The 19291-nt window shown below is 65.8% G+C and carries 18 protein-coding genes; 13 read left to right on the top strand and 5 right to left on the bottom strand.

Features of this window, described 5'->3' with window-relative positions:
* Positions 1 to 16: 16 nt before the first annotated feature.
* The 5 genes from H0193_RS06505 (at position 17) to H0193_RS06485 (ending at position 7317) form a co-directional block, all read left to right on the top strand.
* The gene (locus tag H0193_RS06505; RefSeq protein ID WP_338026614.1) at positions 17 to 328 is read left to right on the top strand and encodes an NINE protein; all 312 of its coding nucleotides are present in this window, start codon (positions 17 to 19) and stop codon (positions 326 to 328) included.
* Between the two features lie 82 nt (positions 329 to 410).
* Positions 411 to 2468 (top strand): glucose PTS transporter subunit IIA, encoded by a 2058-nt coding sequence (locus H0193_RS06500; protein WP_181889074.1) that lies wholly within the window; start codon positions 411 to 413, stop codon positions 2466 to 2468.
* On the top strand, positions 2461 to 4152 hold the full coding sequence (ptsP, locus tag H0193_RS06495; protein ID WP_181889073.1) for a phosphoenolpyruvate--protein phosphotransferase: 1692 nt from the start codon (positions 2461 to 2463) through the stop codon (positions 4150 to 4152). The genes H0193_RS06500 and ptsP overlap by 8 nt, the downstream gene beginning before the upstream one ends.
* On the top strand, positions 4050 to 4448 hold the full coding sequence (locus H0193_RS06490; protein ID WP_338025170.1) for a CHY zinc finger protein: 399 nt from the start codon (positions 4050 to 4052) through the stop codon (positions 4446 to 4448). The genes ptsP and H0193_RS06490 overlap by 103 nt, the downstream gene beginning before the upstream one ends.
* 130 nt (positions 4449 to 4578) lie before the next feature.
* Positions 4579 to 7317: an ATP-dependent Clp protease ATP-binding subunit gene (locus H0193_RS06485; RefSeq protein ID WP_181889072.1), complete on the top strand. Its 2739-nt coding sequence runs from the start codon at positions 4579 to 4581 to the stop codon at positions 7315 to 7317.
* Here the strand turns inward: H0193_RS06485 and H0193_RS06480 are convergent.
* A complete protein-coding gene (locus H0193_RS06480) occupies positions 7251 to 8657 on the bottom strand; it encodes an alpha/beta fold hydrolase (RefSeq protein WP_181889071.1) in 1407 nt (468 codons plus the stop codon). The genes H0193_RS06485 and H0193_RS06480 overlap by 67 nt on opposite strands.
* A 90-nt stretch (positions 8658 to 8747) precedes the next feature.
* Here H0193_RS06480 and H0193_RS06475 point away from each other — a divergent pair, with 90 nt between their 5' ends.
* Complete coding sequence (locus H0193_RS06475; RefSeq protein WP_181889070.1) at positions 8748 to 8918, top strand: DUF4236 domain-containing protein; 171 nt, start codon at positions 8748 to 8750, stop codon at positions 8916 to 8918.
* On the opposite strand, the gene H0193_RS06470 is transcribed toward H0193_RS06475, so the two are convergent.
* Positions 8897 to 9778, bottom strand: a complete 882-nt coding sequence (locus H0193_RS06470) for an HhH-GPD family protein (protein WP_181889069.1) — start codon at positions 9776 to 9778, stop codon at positions 8897 to 8899. The two genes, H0193_RS06475 and H0193_RS06470, sit on opposite strands and share 22 nt — an antisense overlap.
* Between H0193_RS06470 and H0193_RS06465 the strand changes: the two genes are divergently transcribed.
* Entirely contained in the window at positions 9777 to 10397 is a 621-nt protein-coding gene (locus H0193_RS06465; RefSeq protein WP_181889068.1) for a carbonic anhydrase, read from the top strand. The two genes, H0193_RS06470 and H0193_RS06465, sit on opposite strands and share 2 nt — an antisense overlap.
* Positions 10398 to 10406: 9 nt before the next feature.
* A complete protein-coding gene (locus tag H0193_RS06460; RefSeq protein WP_181889067.1) occupies positions 10407 to 11096 on the top strand; it encodes a hypothetical protein in 690 nt (229 codons plus the stop codon).
* On the opposite strand, the gene H0193_RS06455 is transcribed toward H0193_RS06460, so the two are convergent.
* From H0193_RS06455 to H0193_RS06445, 3 genes are all read right to left on the bottom strand, one after another.
* Positions 11089 to 12429, bottom strand: a complete 1341-nt coding sequence (locus tag H0193_RS06455) for a hypothetical protein (protein ID WP_181889066.1) — start codon at positions 12427 to 12429, stop codon at positions 11089 to 11091. The two genes, H0193_RS06460 and H0193_RS06455, sit on opposite strands and share 8 nt — an antisense overlap.
* A 5-nt stretch (positions 12430 to 12434) precedes the next feature.
* Positions 12435 to 13787 (bottom strand): DNA repair protein RadA, encoded by a 1353-nt coding sequence (radA, locus tag H0193_RS06450; protein ID WP_181889065.1) that lies wholly within the window; start codon positions 13785 to 13787, stop codon positions 12435 to 12437.
* Between the two features lie 87 nt (positions 13788 to 13874).
* Positions 13875 to 14420, bottom strand: coding sequence for a hypothetical protein (locus H0193_RS06445; protein WP_181889643.1), 546 nt, complete (start codon positions 14418 to 14420; stop codon positions 13875 to 13877).
* Positions 14421 to 14587: 167 nt separating this feature from the next.
* Between H0193_RS06445 and H0193_RS06440 the strand changes: the two genes are divergently transcribed.
* From H0193_RS06440 to H0193_RS06420, 5 genes are all read left to right on the top strand, one after another.
* On the top strand, positions 14588 to 15178 hold the full coding sequence (locus H0193_RS06440; RefSeq protein WP_181889064.1) for a CarD family transcriptional regulator: 591 nt from the start codon (positions 14588 to 14590) through the stop codon (positions 15176 to 15178).
* A gap of 1 nt (position 15179) precedes the next feature.
* On the top strand, positions 15180 to 15857 hold the full coding sequence (ispD, locus tag H0193_RS06435) for a 2-C-methyl-D-erythritol 4-phosphate cytidylyltransferase (RefSeq protein WP_236883425.1): 678 nt from the start codon (positions 15180 to 15182) through the stop codon (positions 15855 to 15857).
* A 155-nt stretch (positions 15858 to 16012) separates the two neighbouring features.
* Positions 16013 to 17488 (top strand): HNH endonuclease signature motif containing protein, encoded by a 1476-nt coding sequence (locus H0193_RS06430; protein ID WP_181889062.1) that lies wholly within the window; start codon positions 16013 to 16015, stop codon positions 17486 to 17488.
* Positions 17485 to 17970, top strand: a complete 486-nt coding sequence (gene ispF / locus H0193_RS06425) for a 2-C-methyl-D-erythritol 2,4-cyclodiphosphate synthase (RefSeq protein WP_181889061.1) — start codon at positions 17485 to 17487, stop codon at positions 17968 to 17970. The genes H0193_RS06430 and ispF overlap by 4 nt, the downstream gene beginning before the upstream one ends.
* Before the next feature lie 62 nt (positions 17971 to 18032).
* Positions 18033 to 19286: a hypothetical protein gene (locus H0193_RS06420; protein WP_181889060.1), complete on the top strand. Its 1254-nt coding sequence runs from the start codon at positions 18033 to 18035 to the stop codon at positions 19284 to 19286.
* Positions 19287 to 19291 lie beyond the last annotated feature (5 nt).

Genomic DNA, 19291 nt, shown 5'->3' with positions numbered 1-19291 from the left:
CGGATACGCCGTGAGTGTGACCCCGTACCCCAACTACCCGGGAGACCAGGGTGGGAAACCGCTCATCGAGCCGCACAAGAGCAAGACCACCGCGGCGCTGCTGTTTTTCTTCCTCGGAATCTTTGGGGCGGGCAATTTCTACCTCAAGCAGTACGCCCGCGGCGCGTGCAAGGTGTTCTTGCTCCTGCTTTCGGTGCCGCTCCTGTGGATGTTTCTCGGGCAACTCGTGTTCTTTGGTTTGAGCACGTGGGTGCTCGTGGAATTTATCTTCGTGCTTGTCGGCGCGGAAGGCTATGACAGAGACAGCCGGGGTATCCCGCTGAAGTAACAATTATCCGCAGTTGTGTGCGGTGGTTATAACCAACTAACGTTTGATGCGATCAATCTTTGTGGTTGAAAGGAGCATCAGCATGGCAACCACCAAGGCGAGCCTGCAGGATCAGGCCGCCGACATCCTCGCCGGCGTCGGCGGGGCAGAAAATATCGCGTCCATGACGCACTGCGCGACACGTTTGCGCTTCGAGCTTTACGACGCTTCCCTGGCCGACAAGGACCGACTAGAAGCAAACCCCAAGGTCATGGGTGCTGTCCCGCAGGGCGGCAACCACTACCAGGTGATCGTCGGCGGCGACGTGGCCAGCGTTTACAACGCGATGAACAAGCTGCCGGAGCTGGCAGGGCGCGACGTGTCCAACGAGGACTTGAAGGCCCAGCAGCGCGACAAGGCCAAGGGCAAGGTCCCTTGGCTGGACGCGTTCTTCGAGTACCTCTCCGACTCCTTCCGCCCTATTCTGGGTGTGCTGCTCGGTGCGTCGCTGATCATCGCGTTCGCCGCGGTGCTGGACGCGTTCGAACTGGTGAACTTCCACGCGGAAGTGAAGAGCCCGGGCTGGCAGTTCGTGGATGCCATGTGGAACTCCGTGTTCTTCTTCCTGCCGGTGGCGGTGGCCTACAACGCGGGCAAGAAGCTGGACATCGACCCGTGGGTGCCGGCCGCGATCATGCTGGCGCTGTTCACCCCGAACTTCATGGAACTGGCCGACCACCCCGAAGCGCGCGTGGTGGAGCTCTTCGGCGAGCCGACCGATGTTGTCGACGTTTTCGGCATGCCCATGATCCAAAACGGCTACGACGGCAACGTCTTCGTGCCGCTGATCATGGCCGCGGTCGCTGCGTTGCTTTATAAGGGGCTGCAGAAAATCATCCCCTCCGCGGTGCACATGGTCTTCGTGCCGTTTTTGACGCTGCTGGTGATGATCCCGGTCACCGCGTTCCTCATCGGTCCGTTCGGCTACCTGCTCGGCGCCTGGATCGGCACCGGTCTGGCCTGGATGAACGGCAACGCGCCGTTCGTATTCGCCCTGCTGATTCCGATGCTGTACCCGTTCCTCGTGCCGCTGGGGCTGCACTGGCCGCTCAACGCGCTGATGCTGGTCAACATTGACACGCTCGGCTACGACTTCATCCAGGGTCCGATGGGTGCGTGGAACTTCGCCTGCTTCGGCGCCACCGCCGCGGTGCTCGCGCTGTCCATCCGCGACCACGACCCGCTCATGCGCCAGACGTCCGGTTCCGCGCTCGCGGCCGGCCTGCTCGGCGGAATCTCCGAGCCGTCGCTCTACGGCATCCACCTGCGTTACAAGAAGATCTACCCGCGCATGCTCGTGGGCTGCTTCGCCGGCGGCCTGACCATCGCGATCCTGGGTACCCCGTTCGGTGGCGTGAAGACGAACGCGTTCGTGTTCACTTCGCTGCCGACCATGTTTGTGTTCGACCCGAAGTGGGTCTACATGCTCGCCATCGCGGTGGCCTTCTTCACCGCGTTCTTCATCATCCTGATCACGGACTACCGCACCCCGGAGGAGAAGGCGGAGGCGCTCGCCCGCGCCGCTGCCGCTCGCAATGCCGACGAGGCCGAGGAGGCTGAGCTGGTCGAGGACGAGGTCACGGCCACGGATGACCCGGCGAAGCTGACGTCGGCAAGCGATGCGGATGCCACTGTGCTCGCGCCCGTTGCGGGCGAGGTTGTTGCGATGGAAGCGCTTTCGGACGCCGCGTTTGCCTCCGGCGCCCTCGGCCAGGCCGTCGGCATCACACCCGAAAATGCCAAGCTCACCGTGGTCGCTCCGGCGGCCGGCAAGGTGATTTCCGTGGCCAAGACGGGTCACGCCTACGGCATCAAGACCGATAACGGTGTGGAGCTGCTGGTCCACATCGGCGTGGACACCGTCAAGCTCGGCGGCGAGGGTTTCACCCCGCTGGCAGAGAAGAAGCAGATGGTCAATGCGGGCGACCCGCTGGCGGAGGTTGACTTCGCCGCAATCGCCGGCCACGGCGTGGACACGACGGTTATCACTACAGTGGTGAACTCGAAGAAGCTCGGTGGCGTCAATGACGTTGCGGACGGCACGGTCGCCGCCGGCGATCCTATTCTCGAGGTCACAACTGAGGTGAACACGAATGTCTAACCGCACCGTCCTGCACGGCATCGGCGTTTCGGCCGGCACCGCGTCCGGACCTATCGCCGTGGTCACGCCCGCAGTGGGCATCGACGAGCACGAGCCCGCCTCCACCGATCCGGAGGCCGACAGCGAGCGCATTCGCGCTGTGCTTCACGACGTCGCGGCGTCGCTTTCCGCACGCGCCGAGCACGCCAACTCGGACTCGGCGAAAGCCGTGATGGATGCGACGGCTTCCTTGGCAACCGACAAGGGCTTAATCCGCGGCATCGACAAGGAGCTGAAGAAGGGCACCGGCCCGACGAAGGCGATCCACGACGCGGTGGAGCTCTACGCCAACAAGCTGCGCAAAATCGGCGGCTACATGGCCGAGCGCGTCACCGACCTCTACGACATCCGCGACCGCGCCACCGCGCGCCTGCGGGGCCTGCCGGAGCCGGGAATCCCGGATCTGACCGAGCCGTCCATCCTGATCGCGCACGACCTCGCGCCGGCGGAGACGGCGACGCTGGACAAGAACCTGGTGCTCGGCATCGTCACCGAGGCGGGCGGTGCGACGTCCCACACCGCCATCCTGGCGGCGCAGCTGGGCATCCCGTGTGCCGTGCAGGTCAAGGGCATCGCGGAGGCGACTGTGGACGCACCGCTGGTCGCCCTCGACGGCGGCGTCGGCGAAGTGATCGTCGCGCCGAACGCATCCGACGTGGACGAGCTCGAGGAACGCTCCCGCCGCCGCGCGGCTGCCCTGGCCGGTTCCTCCGGCGAGGGCGCGACCCGCGACGGCTATAAGGTGAAGCTGCTGGCCAATACCGGCACCGCCGAGGACGCGCAGAAGGCAGCCGGCTACGACCTCGAGGGCTCCGGCCTGTTCCGCTCCGAGTTCCTCTTCCTCGACCGCGACGCAGCGCCCAGCCTGGAGGAGCAGACCGAGACCTACACGAAGGTGCTCGAGGCCTTCGGCAACCGGCGCGTTGTGGTGCGCACCCTGGACGCCGGCGCGGACAAGCCGCTGTCGTTCGCGGACCTCGGCGAAGAAGAAAACCCCGCGCTGGGCCGCCGCGGCCTGCGCCTGTCGCAGGCGCGCGAAGACCTGCTGGACACCCAGCTGGAGGCGCTTGCAAGCGCAGCTCACAACGTCCCCAACTCCGAGCTGTGGGTCATGGCCCCGATGGTCGCCACCGTGGAAGAAGCCAAGTGGTTCGCCGAGCGCGCCCGCGGCGCCGGGCTGAAAAAGGTCGGCGTGATGGTGGAAACCCCGGCGGCCGCCATCCGCGCCGGGCAGGTGCTGGAAGAGGTGGACTTCGCCTCCATCGGCACCAACGACCTGTCGCAGTACACGATGGCCGCGGACCGCATGCAGGGCGAACTCGCTGAGCTGCTCTCGCCGTGGCAGCCCGCGGTGCTGTCCATGATCCGCGAGACCTGCCGCGGCGGCGAGGCCACCGGCAAGCCGGTCGGCGTGTGCGGCGAGGCAGGCGGCGACCCGCTCATGGCGCTCGTGCTGGTGGGCCTCGGCGTGAAGTCGCTGTCCATGGCGCCAGGCAAAGTCAACGCCGTGCGCGCGGCACTGCGCCTGCACGACTTCGACACCTGCCGTCAGATGGCCAACTTCGCCGTCGACGCCCGCACCGCCGCGGGTGCCCGCGAGGCCGTGCTGAACCTCGCCGATCCGGTGCTGAAGGATCTGCTCTGATCCACGGAGTCGACGTCGACGGGCAAGGGCGTTGCGCCCACTGGCACTCCGAGCGCGACGTCGTTGCGAACACGTGCGGCGAATGCGAAAAATTGTGGGCCTGTTCGCTGTGCCACGATGAGTTGGCCGATCACGGGTTCGTGCCCGTCGATAGGCAACTGCCCTCCGTGATGTGCGGCGCGTGCGGGCGCATGATGACGTATGCCGAATACGGCGCGTCCTGCCCCTCCTGCGGGCACCCTTTCAACCCTGGCTGCAAGGCCCACGAGGACGTGTATTTTCGGCCTGTTCGCTAAGGGTGAACATCGCCTCTCACCTGCGCTTATCGACGACCATGCGGGTATGCGCGAACAAACCAGGGAAGTGATGTCGGACCCCAGCGTTATGGTGGTGGACAACTGATTTAGGAAAGAAGGGGTCAGCCACATGTTCGAGCGGTTTACCGACCGGGCCCGTCGTGTCATCGTCCTTGCACAGGAGGAGGCGCGCGAGCTCAACCACAACTACATGGGCACCGAGCACATCCTGCTCGGCCTGATCAAGGAGGGCGAGGGCGTCGCAGCGAAGGCGCTCGAGTCCATGGGCATCAACCTTGACGACGTGCGCCGCGAGGTCATCGACATTATCGGCCACGGCACCCAGCCGGTGACCGGCCACATCCCGTTCACCCCGCGCGCGAAGAAGGTGCTGGAGCTTTCCCTGCGCGAGGGCCTGCAGATGGGCCACAAGTACATCGGCACCGAGTTCCTGCTGCTCGGCCTCATCCGTGAGGGCGACGGCGTGGCAGCACAGGTGCTGATCAAGCTTGGCGCGGATCTTCCGCGCGTGCGCCAGCAGGTTATCCAGCTGCTGTCCGGCTACGAGGGCGGCGAGGGCCAGAACCCGGAGTCCCCGCAGCAGAACCAGCCGGGCTTCGCGGGTGCGGGCGCGGGTCCGCGCGCTGGCGGCGGCCCGCAGGGCGGCGAGCGCTCCAACTCGCTGGTGCTGGACCAGTTCGGCCGCAACCTCACCGCAGCGGCGAAGGAAGGCAAGCTCGACCCGGTTGTCGGCCGCGAAAAGGAGATCGAGCGCGTCATGCAGGTGCTGTCGCGCCGCACCAAGAACAACCCGGTGCTCATCGGCGAGCCTGGTGTGGGTAAGACCGCCGTTGTGGAGGGTCTCGCCCTGGACATCGCCAACGGCAAGGTCCCGGAGACGCTGAAGGACAAGCAGGTCTACTCCCTGGATCTGGGCTCCCTGGTCGCCGGTTCCCGCTACCGCGGCGACTTCGAGGAGCGCCTGAAGAAGGTGCTCAAGGAGATTAACCAGCGCGGCGACATCATCCTGTTCATCGACGAGATCCACACCCTCGTCGGCGCGGGTGCCGCCGAGGGCGCCATCGACGCGGCTTCGCTTTTGAAGCCGAAGCTGGCGCGCGGCGAACTCCAGACCATCGGTGCGACCACGCTGGACGAGTACCGCAAGCACATCGAGAAGGACGCCGCCCTCGAGCGCCGCTTCCAGCCGGTGCAGGTGGACGAGCCGTCCGTGGAAGACACCGTGCAGATCCTCAAGGGCCTGCGCGACCGCTACGAGGCGCACCACCGCGTGTCCTACACCGACGACGCGCTCAAGGCGGCCGCGACGCTGTCGGACCGCTACATCAACGACCGTTTCCTGCCGGACAAGGCCGTCGACCTTCTCGACGAGGCCGGCGCCCGCATGCGCATCAAGCGCATGACCGCCCCGGAGGACCTGCGCGAGGTGGACGACCGCATCTCCGAGGTGCGCAAGGAAAAGGAAGCGGCGATCGACGCCCAGGACTTCGAGAAGGCCGCCGGCCTGCGCGACACCGAGCGCAAGCTGGGGGAGGAGCGCTCCGCCAAGGAGAAGAAGTGGCGCTCCGACGACCTGGAGGAAATCGCCGAGGTCGGCGAGGACCAGATCGCGGACGTGCTGGCCAATTGGACCGGCATCCCGGTGTTCAAGCTCACCGAAAGCGAGTCCAGCCGTCTCCTCCACATGGAAGACGAGCTGCACAAGCGCATCATCGGCCAGGACGAGGCAGTCAAGGCCGTCTCCCGCTCCATCCGCCGCACCCGCGCCGGCCTGAAGGACCCGAACCGTCCGTCCGGCTCCTTCATCTTCGCCGGCCCGTCCGGTGTGGGTAAGACGGAACTGTCCAAGGCGCTCGCCGAGTTCCTCTTCGGCGACGACGACTCCCTGATCCAGGTGGACATGGGCGAGTTCCACGACCGCTTCACCGCCTCGCGCCTCTTCGGCGCCCCTCCGGGATACGTCGGCTACGAAGAGGGCGGCCAGCTCACCGAGAAGGTGCGCCGCAAGCCGTTTAGCGTGGTGCTTTTCGACGAGATCGAGAAGGCGCACAAGGAGATTTACAACACGCTGCTCCAGGTACTCGAAGAAGGCCACGTCACTGACGGCCAGGGCCGCAATGTGGACTTCAAGAACACGGTGCTGATCTTCACCTCCAACCTGGGCACCTCCGACATCTCCAAGCCTGTCGGCCTGGGCTTCACGGGCGACACCGCCGCGGATTCCGAGGCGCAGTACGAGCGGATGAAGGGCAAGGTCCACGACGAGCTGAAGAAGCACTTCCGCCCGGAGTTCCTGAACCGCATCGACGAGATCGTGGTGTTCAAGCAGCTCAACCAGGACGAAATTGTCAAGATGGTGGACCTGCTCATCGGCCGCGTAGACAAGAACCTGGCCGCGCAGGACATGGGCATCGAGCTGACCGAGAACGCGAAGAACCTGCTCGCGGTCCGCGGCTTCGACCCGGTGCTGGGTGCGCGCCCGCTGCGCCGCACGATCCAGCGCGAGATCGAGGACATCCTGTCGGAGAAGATCCTGTTCGGCGAGATCGGCGCCGGCGAGATCATCACCGTGGACGTCGAAGGCTGGGACGGCGACGTCGAGGCTGCGCGCAAGGAGCGCGGCAAGGCTGCGCCGGACGCGAAGTTCACCTTCACGCCGCGCCCGCGCCCGCTGCCGGCAGAGGCCTTCGACGTGGAGCCGGAGGACGAAGTCCGCGACATCGAGCCGGAGCGCACCCAGCCGGAGTCCGAGGCCTCAGAATTCCCGGATGAACGCGAAGATCAGAAGGGCAGCGAGGGCAAGGAAGGCAACGACGGCAATGAGGGCAACGGCCCCGAGCCGGTGTAAGCGTAAGCCCACAAGCCCAGGGCGCCGAGGATTGCGACAACGATCGCAGTGATCTCCACGGCGTTGAGCCCCTCGACCACCTCATACTCGGGGTGGTCGGAGGGGCACACCTGTTTCATGGGCTTGCCCTTGAAGCGGTCGGACAGCCAGTCCGAGACGTTGCCCGTCTGCAGCACCAGCGGCAGCGCGTGGCCGGAACCCGGCGCGCGCGGGGTGAGCTCGCGGCGGCCGGACGACAAGGGCTGCGTCGGCGAGCCCGGCACCACCACGCGCCGGTACTCCACATCGGCGCCGATCGCGCAGTAGTCCTCGGCCAACTGGGTGGCCTGCGGCTCCGGGACGAGGTCGTCGTCCGGGTTGGTCAGCACCATAATCGGGGCGTTCGGCTTCACCTTGCCCAACTTGTTGCGCTCGAGGTACTTGCCAATCCGCTCGTCTTCCTCCGCAATCTTCGCGAAGGTCTTGCCGTCGACGAAGATGTCGCCCGTGATCTTCGGGGCGCGCATCGACGCGTCCACCACGCACGACGTTTTCAGATCCTCCAACAGTTTCTTGCCGTCGTCGGTGAGGTACTCCTGGATGGCGTCGCGGAATTCGGGGTAGGTCTCCGAGTAGCTGGCGGCGGCGAAACCGGCCACGGCGGTGAGCATCGGCGCGGACGCCTGCTGCAGCACGCCCAGGGGGTCGGCCGGGGGAGCGCCGGCAAACGTCCCCACCACGTTGAGCTCCGGGGCGTAGTCGCCGACGAGCTCCGCGGCCGCGGCGGCTGCGCCGCCGCCCTGCGAGTAGCCCCAGAACGCCACCTTCTCGCCGCGTTTGGACACGGCGCGGGCGGCATCGATGACCGCGCGGCCCTGGTCGACGCGGTTGAGGTAGGTGTGCAGGCCGTCGGTGCCCAGCCCCATGTAGTCGGTGACGACCACGCGGTAACCGTCGTCGAGAAGCATCTGCACCATAGGTGCCTCGTAGTTGATGTTCACCGTGCCGTCGAGGCCGAGCGAAGACAGCATGGAGGACGCCGCCGACGGCGCGCACTGGTCGCCCAGGCCGCGCGTGCCCGGAGCGAGAACAACCAGGCCCTTCGCAAACGGACGGTCGTACAACGCGCCGGTGACCGGCACTTTCTCGCCGCGTTCGTTGACGGAGGTGTAGCGGATGCGCTTGCCGTTGGTGCCCGGCACCCGCTTCTTCGCGTTGAGCTCGCCGGCAGCGTCGCCCGCCGCGCCGCCCAGTGCATGCGAGGACAGCTCCGGGATGGAAGACAGCGACGACGCGTCGCCGATGACCTCGAAAGTCGACGAGCCAACCGACGACAGGGACGACAACGATTCCGCGCTCAAATCCTCAGCGTGAGCAGAGGGGCAGATCAGGAGCGGGACAGCAAAAAGACACCACCGTTTACGCATGGGAAGCAGTGTAAGCTCCCCTCCATGGGAATTCAGTACCGCAAGCGCCAAAAGCTCAGCGACGGCAGCTGGCTCAACTACTCCAAGTCCGGCGTGTCCGCATCACGGAAGATCGGGCCGGTCACCTTCAACTCCCGCGGCGGCGTGTACGTGAAGCTACCCGGTGGGCTGCACTACCGCGGCAGGTGGAAGTAGCCCTTCTCGTCCTGCTCGGCCAGACCGTCTTCGAGCAGGGAAAATAGTGCGCGGGAAAGCTGTGCGGGGTCGTGCCAGAGGGCGTCGATAAGCTTTTGCTCAACGGGGCTTTCAGACTCGCGCAACAGCCGCATGATCTTGCCGCGCACTTGGCGGTCGGTGCCAACAAACTTCTGAGTTCGCTTCTTCACCTCGGCCTCAGGCTTGCCGGCTGCGAGCCACGCGCACTCAGAACTCACCGGGCACTTTTCGCATTTCGGCGCCCGCGCGGTGCACACGAGCGCGCCGAGCTCCATCAGACCCACCGAAAACTCGGGGCCGTTTTCCGCAGGTAGCAGCGCCGCCACTTGTTCGATCTCCTTCTTGCCGGGCGCCCCGAGCGCCTCGCCGCGCTCCACCCGAGCGACCACGCGCCGCACGTTCGTGTCCACAACCGGCACGTTTTTCCCGAACGCGAAGCACGCCACCGCCCGCGCGGTGTAGTCGCCGATGCCGGGGAGAGCCAGCAGCTTATCGACGTCCTCCGGCACCTCCCCGCCATGCTCATCCACGATGACCTGCGCACATTCCTTCAGGCGCAGCGCCCGGCGCGGGTATCCCAGGCTGCCCCAGGCCCGCAGGATCTCGTCCGTGCCAGCCTGCGCGAACGCCGCCGGGGTGGGCCATCGTTCCATCCATTCCTGCCAGATGGGGGCGACCCGCTCGACCTGAGTTTGGTGGCTCATCACCTCACTGAGCAGCACGCCCCAAGCGGACGTTGACGAGTTTCGCCACGGCAGCTCGCGGGCGTTGGCTCGGTACCAGTCGATGATCTTGTTTGGGCGCAGTTTCGTCACAATGCGTGCAACAATAGTGGTCATGACTGACGTAACCGATCTCCAGGCCGCCACCACACCCCGCGAGGTGTGGGAGCTGCTTCAAGCCGGCAACGAACGCTTCGCCACCGGCAACACCGCGGACCCGCGCCGCGACCCCGCAACCCGCCAGCAGCTCACCTCCGGCCAGAACCCGGCAGTGTGCGTGGTGGGCTGCTCCGATTCGCGCGTGCCGATTGAGCTGCTTTTCGACGCCGGCTTCGGCGACATCTTTGTCATCCGCACCGCCGGTGGCTGCGTGGACTCCGCAGTGTCGGCGTCCGTCGAGTACGCAGTGGACGGCCTCGGGGTGGACCTGGTGCTCTTCCTCGCCCACGAGAAGTGCGGCGCTGTGGGCGCCGCGGTGTCCGCGCTCGAGTCCGGTGACATCCCTCCGGGGCTGACGCGCGTGTTCGTGGAGAAGATTTCGCCGGCCGTGGCGGAGGCGAAAACCCGCGGCGAACAGGTGGAGCAGGCGCACGCCCGCAACGGCGCAGAGCACCTGGTGGCGCGCATCCCGGCCGTCATTTCCGGGCTGGAGCACAAGACGGTCGGTGTGGTCGGTGCGCGTTACCGCCTGTCCGACGGCCGTGTCGAGACCACCTACGAAAACTTCGGCGATTAAGTTATAGGCATGTCGAACCAGCGCCCACTGCCTCCAGAGATTTACATGCGCCGCCGCGTGGCGGCACTCGTCATCCTGCTGGTGGTTGTGGCGCTTTTGGTGTGGGGCCTGTCCGCGTTCGCCCGCAGCGGAAAGACGGACGAGACGGAAACCACCCCCGAAACCGTGGCGGAAGCCCCGTCCACCACCCTGGCCACCGAGCCGACGGTGCAGCTTTCTGAGGAGAGCACGACTCCGTCATCTTCGGAGGCGCCCACCGAACCCACCGAGCCGAGCGAGGAGACCGCCGCCGCTCCGGTGAAGAAGGGCAGCTGCGAACTGGCTGACCTGCAAATCCACGCGTCCAGCAACCAGCCCTCGTATGCGGTTGGGGTCCAGCCGGTGTTCTACATGGAGGTGGAAAACCCCACCGACACCGACTGCGTAATCAACCTGGACGACGCCCTGCTGCGCTTCGAGGTCTACGACATGGCCACCAACGACCGCATCTGGTCTGACACCGACTGTTACCCGCCGGTCGCCGCAGGAAACGTCGAGTTCGCGCCGGGCGAGAAGCGCCGTTGGGAGGCCCGCTGGTCCGCCACTGCATCGCAGCCGGGGCAGTGCGACAATCGCCCGGAAGTGAAGGCCGGCTCCTACTTCCTGCACGGCGTGATCGGGGACAACGCTTCCGACGCCAGCCCCTTCAACATCACCTAAGCCGCTGGAGCGCCTGCGAATACGCGGGCGATCCCGAGAACACCCCGAAGTCGCGCAGGTAGTTAACGGCCCACCCCATCGCCTCGGCATCGCAGGCTTCGCGCGCCCGCTGGTGCACGGACTCAAACACCATCGCGGATTCCTCGAAGCACCCGCAGCAAAACAGGGACACTGCATTGTCGCAGAGCGTAAACAGGGTCTCTTTCGGGTTATTTGTTTTCGCCGCGACCGGCAGCGCCCACGACGACAGGTCCACCGCTTCCTCCGCCCGCTGCGTTTTCTGCAGCGCGGTGACCACGTTGCCGACGTACTGCGCGCCCAAGCCTTCCGACGCGCCGCTGTCCACGTACTCGGAAAACGCGCGCTCAAGACGAGCGCGCGCCGACGGCCAGAGCTGCCCGAACCCGGGATCGGCCGCGGAGGCGACCCACTGCGCCACCGCCGACGCCCCTTCCAGACGCCACCACGGCGAACCGTGCCCAGCGTCCACAATGTCCTGGGTAGGGGAGACTAGGTACAGCGCCGCGTCGAACTCGTCGGTGCTCAAAAGCCTGCGCATCACCAGCGAATACCGGCGCAGGGCGGTGTCAGGCTCTTTGCCGGCCGTGTCCAGCAGCAGGCAGGCCGCGGCGTCGCGCATCGCGCCCAAGTCCATGTAGTTCGCGGCCTTCACCAGTGCGAGATCTACTTCTTCCATGCCGGGGCACATGCGCTCCGGCAGCTGCGACAGCGCGTTCAGAAACGCCAGGGTGTCCAGGGGTCGCCGCGCTTCGTCCGCAAGCAGGGCGAGCTGGAACACCACCACGTAGTCCAGCGACAAGTGGAACGCCACCGCGCCGGCGGCGTCGAAGATCTTGCGGGCCTGCTCCGTGCTCAGATCCAGGTCCTGCAGCACCATCACCTGCTCCACCAGCTGGTCCGGCTCCGGCAGGTGCGCCCCGACTGGAGCCGTCAACGAAAACACCACCGTGTCCGCGAAATCCGCCAGGTCGAGGCAATACCCATCCACGCGCCTGCTCGTCCCCCCGAACGCCTCCGCCAGCGACGCCACCTGCGGGTCCGTGCCCGGCCAGCGCGGGGAGGTGAACCGCACGAGCGGACGCTCACCCAGCCCAGCGTCCAACGCGGCCGCGAAGAACTCCCCGAGCGCGCCCATCGCCTCCGCCGGATGCTCGATGAACGGCTCGGTGCCGGAGACCAGGCCCAATGCCTGGTCGTGCAGCCCTCCCCGCAACAGAAACGTCGCCGTCTCGATGACTGCAACTACGTGGTGTGGATCTGCCGTGTGTTCGCGGAGCACGTGAATAGCCCGCTGAATTTCCCCCGATTTCATGGCGCCTACTGTAGCAAGGACAGCGCCTCCGCGAGGGTGGAGACGGGGCGGACCGTCAGGCCGTCGATAGACAGCTCCTCTCCCGCGGGCACGATCGCGCCGGTGTAGCCCATGCGCGCCGCTTCTTGGAGGCGCCGTCCGAGGTTGGGCACGCGCCTGATCTCGCCCGCCAGCCCCACCTCGCCCACAACCACGGTTTTCGCAGGCAGCGGCTTCTCGTGCAGGCTCGACCACGTGGCAAGCGCGACGGCGAGGTCCGTGGCCGTCTCCGTGATCTTTACCCCGCCGACGGTGGCCACGTACGCGTCCTTGTCGTTCGTGCGCTCCCCGCAGCGCGCTTGCAGCACCGCCAACACCATGGGCACCCGGTTGAAATCCAGGCCGGTGACCACGCGCCGCGGGCTCTTGTTCACCGGGTCCACGGTCAGTGCCTGCACCTCGGCGAGGATGGGGCGCACGCCGTCCATCGCCACCGTCACAGCGGAACCGTCCGGCGTTTGTCCACGGTGCGACAGGAACAGCCCCGACGGGTCCGGCACCTCCCGGATACCGCCGGAGGTCTGCTCGAAGCAGCCGACCTCATCAGTCGCGCCGAAGCGGTTCTTAATGCCCCGGAGCATTCTTAGCGACGACTGCCTGTCCCCCTCAAAGTTCAACACCACGTCCACCAGGTGCTCCAGCACGCGCGGGCCGGCGACGTTGCCGTCCTTGGTCACGTGCCCCACCAGCAGCACCGGGATATTGGTGGTCTTGGCCAGCGTGGTCAGCGCCGCGGTGACCGCGCGGGACTGCGCCACGCCGCCGGCCACGCCTTCGACGCCGGCGGCGTGCATGGTCTGTACCGAATCCACAATCAGCAGCGAGGGCTTGAGCTGTTCCACGTGCCCGAACACCACGTCCAGGTTGGACTCGGCGGCCAGGTACAGCGTGTCCACCAGTGCCTCTGTGCGCTCGGCGCGGGCGCGGACTTGGCCCGCAGACTCCTCCGCCGTGACGTAGAGCGCCTTGCGTCCCTGCTTCGCCCAGCGCGACGCCACTTCCAGCAGCAGGGTGGACTTGCCCACGCCGGGCTCGCCAGCCATCAGAACGACAGAGCCGGGCACCACGCCGGAGCCGAGCACGCGGTCCAGCTCCAGGATGCCGGACTTCACCGTCTTCGTCGCCGCGGCCTCGACCTTCGTGATCGGGCTTGCGGGGGCGGACGGCGTCAGCGAGGACGTCTTCACCGGGCCCGACGCAACCGGCGCCTCCTCTTGGAGCGTGCCCCAGGACCCGCACTCAGGGCAGCGGCCGAGCCACTTCGGGGAGGAGTAGCCGCACTCGGTGCAGGTGTGGATAACACGGGGTTTCTTTGCCATGCGCCACACCGTATAACACGGCCCCGACACGGCGTTCGAACACGAAAAAACCGCTGGTCAAACCAGCGGCAAATTCTAAAAGAGGAACTAAACCTCGCGGTCCACCTGGCCGGAAGCCAACGTCGGTGCGGACACGGTCGCATCCACGTCCACCGAGCCGGTGTCGAACTTGAAGGTGACCGGGACGTTACCGCCGTAGGCGAAGCCCTCGTTCACCAGGGAGGTGGCGGTGTACTCGATGCAGTTGTCGTTCTTGTCCTGCGGCATGCGCTCCAGGCCGTCCTTGGAATCCGCGACCAGCGCGCAGTTGTAGGCGATTGCGGAGGTGCTGGAAACGGTCGCCGGCTTGCGGTCAACTTCCACGGACTTCAAGGTGTGGTCCTTCATGGAGGTGTCCTGGTTGGTGGCGGTGAACTTCAGTGCGGCCTGGCCGTCCTCAGCGAGCACCACGGTCACGTCCTGCACGGAGACGGAGCCGTCCTCGGTGGAGGCGCTTGCGCCGTCAACGGCCGCAACCTGGTTCGAGGTCTGGGTGATCTGGCCGGCGGAGCAGCCGACGAGGGCCAGGGTTGCGCAGCCAGCGACGGCGGCGGCAGCGACGCGCTTCAGGGACTTCACGGGGGTGTCCTCCATCATCAAACTCATTCGAGGGTTTTCTCCGCCTTACTCTAGCGTCTGCACAGTAAGTTTTCCCACTTGCTCCCCCTATTGGGCGAGCCGACCTTTGGTCGTCGATAAGCAAAATGCTCGGTGGTAGGGTGTTGGGGTCTGAACTTCGCCTAACGACGCAAGGAGCCGCAATGGAATTCAAGGTCGGAGAAGTGGTCGTGTACCCGCACCACGGAGCGGCCCGCATCGCCGACATCGAGCAGCGCGAGATGCGCGGGGAGACGCTCGATTACCTGGTGCTGCAGATTCTCCACTCGGACCTTGAAGTGCGCGTTCCGGTGAAGAACTCCGAGCTCGTCGGTGTGCGCGACGTGGTCAACGAGGAAGGCCTGCAGAAGGTGTTCTCCGTACTGCGCGAGACCGACGTGGAGGAGGCGGGCAACTGGTCCCGCCGCTACAAGGCCAACCAGGAGCGCCTCGCGTCCGGTGACATCAACAAGGTCGCCGAGGTGGTCCGCGACCTCTGGCGCCGCGACCAGGGTAAGGGCCTTTCCGCAGGTGAGAAGCGCATGCTGGGCAAGGCGCGGCAGATTCTTGTCGGCGAGCTCGCGCTGGCGGAGCCGGTGGACGAGAAGAAGGTCGAGGAGATGGAAAAGCAGATCCAGGCCATCATCGACGCGCAGGTCAAGGCCGGTATTTCCGAGGATCCGGGCCAGGTCGACGACGATGACGAGGTGGATCTGGACGACCTCTCCTTCGACGACGAGGACGACGACAAGTAAATTGCGCCGCGAAACTGTGGCGGTCGTCGCCGCCGCCGGCCAGGGAACCCGCCTGGGCGCGGAGGTGCCCAAGGCCTATGTGGAGCTCGGCGGTCGCACCCTGCTCGAGCGCTCCGTGGCGACGATGTCCGAGGTCGTCGACCATATTGTCGTTGTGGTCAGCCCGGCCATGGAGGCCCGCGCCCGCGAGCTTCTGGCCGGCTACGACGTCCAGTTCGTGCACGGGGGCGCGGAGCGCGCGGACTCCATCTTCGCCGCGCTCAACGCAATTTCGCTTGACGACGCCTGCGTGGTCGTCCACGACGCCGCCCGCGCGTTAACCCCCGCAGCGATGGTCTCGCGCGTGGTCGACGCGGTGCTGGGCGGCGCCCCCGCCGTCGTGCCGGTGGTGCCGGTTGCGGACACGGTTAAGCGGGTCTCGGGGAAGACTATCGAAGCAACCCTGGACCGGTCCGCGTTGCGCGCCGCCCAGACGCCGCAGGGCTTTGACCTGCGCCTGCTGCGAGAGGCGAACGAAAAGTACCTCGCTGAAGAGCCAGCGTTTGTCGCCACCGACGACGCCTCGTTGATGGAGTGGTTCGGGGTGCCGGTGGTGTCTGTAGAGGGGGATCCCATGGCGTTCAAAATCACCACCCCGCTGGACCTGAAGCTCGCGGAAAGCGTGGTCGGCGCAGTCTAGGGCCCGTGTCGGGGTCGTTTGCTATAGGTACGCGTGGGGGATTTTCGCATTTTCGGACGTTCGAAAAAATTGCCGAAAAAAGTTTTGAAAAACCCTTGACATGTGTTGTGGGTCGGAACTATGTTCGATAGTAGTTTCGGGAAGGAGGGTGAGACATGAGCGGAACATTTGTCACAGAGAAGGAAGGTTGTCCGGTCGCAGCTGCAGGCCAGGCGATGCGGGAAGCGGAGTTTGCAATCTTCCACCGGTACGCCAAACCGTTGGTGGAAGTGGAGGACTTCGAACTGGAGGCCTATTCGATCGCGATGGCAGTAGGGGAGAGCCAAAGTTGGGCTGAATCCGGGATTCTCGGGTATTCGGTGCTGGCGGATCTGCCGAAGCTGTGTGCGCTGCAGGAGGAGACCCGCAGGTTGGACGTTCGGAGGTTGTCGGCCATCGAGTCCACACTGAACCGTCTCAATGACCTGGCCACGCCAGACATTCTCGCGGACATGGATGAGTACCTGGTCAAGGTGTTCACGCCGAAGCGGGTGGGGGCGGAGTTGCCGTCGCCAAGCTCGCTGCGTCGCCGCCTGCGCGAGCGGATCCAGCGCATCGATTCCGACCTCGCGCCGAACCAAAAGAAGATCAAGGAGCGGAAGAAAGAAAAAGACATGCCGTTCGGCACCTGCCGGAGCCACTTCTACGGCCAGGACGACGGCGACGCGGGGCTGAACGTCGAGGGCGATCCCGCCACGGTCGGCCTGATGGAGCGCTACACCGAACAAGTGGCGCGCGAGCACAAGCTCTCGCGGGACGACGCGATCAAGGCCATCCTCACCGGTGACATTCGCGCGACGCCCAAGGTCGTGCTCTACATGTTCACCTCGAAAACGCCGGGCAGCTCCTACTACATTCCCAACTTCGGCTGGACGGACGCCGACGGCACCGCCGCGGTGGAGCAGATGCTGGAGGACAACCCGCCCCACATCGTGGACCTGGACGAAGCCGAGCACGCCGAAACCGAGGCATACGTGCCCACCGCCGCCATCCGCGCGCTGGTGCAGGCCCGCGACGGGGTCTGCCTCTGGCCCGGCTGCAACGTGAAGGCCGAAAACTGCCAGCTGGACCACCGCATCCCGTACGACGAGGGCGGCAAGACCACCGTGTCCAACCTGTTCAGCCTGTGTGCACACCACCACAACATCAAAACCGATCGTCGCGTGTACTACGTGCCAGACCCTGTCACCGGCGAAATTGTGTGGCTGCACGCGGACGGCACCTTCCAGGTCTCGGCGCCGGAAGGGTTCATCACCGACTACCTGCAGCCGACGAACCCGAGATGGAAGACGACGCTGGAGAAACGCCGCCAGAAACGCAAGGACCGCGCCGAGTTCTACAACCGGTGTCACTCCGCGGTGGAGAAGTACGAAAACGACCTCGACTACGACGCATGCATGGCCACCATCCACGCCCTGGAGGACCGGTTCGGCATGACATTCGAGTACCCGCCGAAAAAGCAACCGGAGGACCCTTTGGATATCCTCGCCGCGCTGGAATGGCACTGGAGAGAAGTGGAGTGCGCGGAGATGCACGAGTACTACGCCATCCGCGACTATCCGCCGGACCCTGAAGTAGCGTCGTACCTATGACAAATCTTCGAGTAGGCACGGCGTTCGACGCCCACCAGATCCAACCCGGGAAAGAATGCTGGATCGCCGGCATCCTCCACGAAGGCCAGGACGGCTGCGAGGGTCACTCGGACGGCGACGTGGTCAGCCACGTCATCGTCGACGCCGTGTTGTCTGCCTCCGGCCTGGGCGACCTGGGCTCCTTCGTCGGTGTCGGCCGCCCGGAGTACGACGGGGTGAAAGGTATCCAGCTTCTGCAGGAGCTCAAAGAGCTTCTCGACGCCCACGGCCACAGCGTCGTCAACGTCTCCGCCCAACTGATCGGCCAGACCCCGAAGATGTCGCCGGTGCGCGAGGAGGCGGAACGGGTGCTCTCGGAGGCCCTCGGCGCCCCGGTGTCCGTCTCGGCGACGACTACGGACCACATGGGGTTCACCGGCAGCGGGGAGGGCCGCGCGGCCATTGCGACGGCGTTGGTGGAACGAAAGTTCCCTATTTCGTAACTAAAGTTCCCTACCTGCGGTTTTAGCTTCCGTTCAGAGAGTTTTCGGCTTATCGTGACCGCATGCGAAAAACACGTACAGCGCTCGCTGCGGTGCTTGGAACGGTCGCGGTGGCCCACGCCCCCATCGCGGCGGCGGTCCCGGCGATGCCGCAGGGGTACCCCATTGAGAACCTGGACACGGAGTGCAGCGCCGGTGTCACGCCCGAGTGGCGCTACGGCGAGACCGCCCGCCGCTACCTCGCGGACGGCACTCTCCAGTTCACCAACCGCACCGACCAGACCGTGCCCTACACGGCGACGGTGGAGACGGGCACGAACCGCAAGATCGAGGCCAACTCGAAGGCGGCCCTGCCCAGCGGCTGGGACACCACCGCGAAGGCCGACATCGGCCTGAAGGAGTCCAACGGCTGGATCGAGGGCGAGACCTTCGGTCCGATCGAGCTCGGCCCGGGTGAGTCGTTCCGCGTGGATTACGGCGTGCTGGAGAAGGACTTCATCTCCATGTTCGTCACCTGCGACAACGGCGTGCTGCGCAACGCCCCGGGCGCGAACGTCATCCGTGGCACCGGCCCGGCGGAGCGCTACGCGTTCGCGTACATCATCAAGGCAGACGGCTCCGTGTCCAACCTGGCCATGGAGATCCCTGCCCGTGCTGAGGGCGCGAACTCGAAGCCTGCCGGCGACACGTACACCGCCACCTCTGGTCCGAGCTTGGAGAAGGTGGCGGGGGAACGGGACGCCGTCGTAAAGCCTGATGCTTCCTTCCGCCGCGACGACGAGTGGCCGAAGCTGAACGAGCCCGCTCGCGAGGGCGACAAGTCCTGGTACCCGCACGACATCGAGGCGGTGGCGCCGACCTTCCGCAAGCCGGGCTACTCGCAGGACTTTCTCAACTGGTCCAAGGGCGACTACACCTTCCGCCCGGTGACGGATTACGTCGTCGGCGCGGAGAACAACCAGTACCTCAACTGGATGGGCGAGGACGGTCGGCTGCCGGAAGGCTGGCTCACCTCTGTTGGTGCGGTCAAGCGCGCCTACATGCCGGTGAACACCCCGCTGAAGCCCATCGACCTGAAGCCGGGCGATCGCGTCCGCGTCGAGTACGGCACCACGATGACGCGCATCAACTACAGCGAAATCTCCGCCGGCCGCGACGGCAAGTACTCCCGCGTGGTCACGCACCCGCAGTCGGCGGCGCCGTCCGGTTTCTGGGCGGAAGCCACCGTGACCAGCAAGGACGGAACCAAGCAGGTCATCGACGTCACCCCGGACGAGTACCGCAACCTCCCCGTACCCACCCAAACCTACCTCTAAGGAAT

It is taken from the genome of Corynebacterium haematomassiliense (genome assembly GCF_013978595.1).
GTDB lineage: Bacteria > Actinomycetota > Actinomycetes > Mycobacteriales > Mycobacteriaceae > Corynebacterium > Corynebacterium lehmanniae.
The sequence above is the reverse complement of the archived record's forward strand: the minus strand, read 5'-3'. Positions and strand labels throughout refer to the sequence as shown.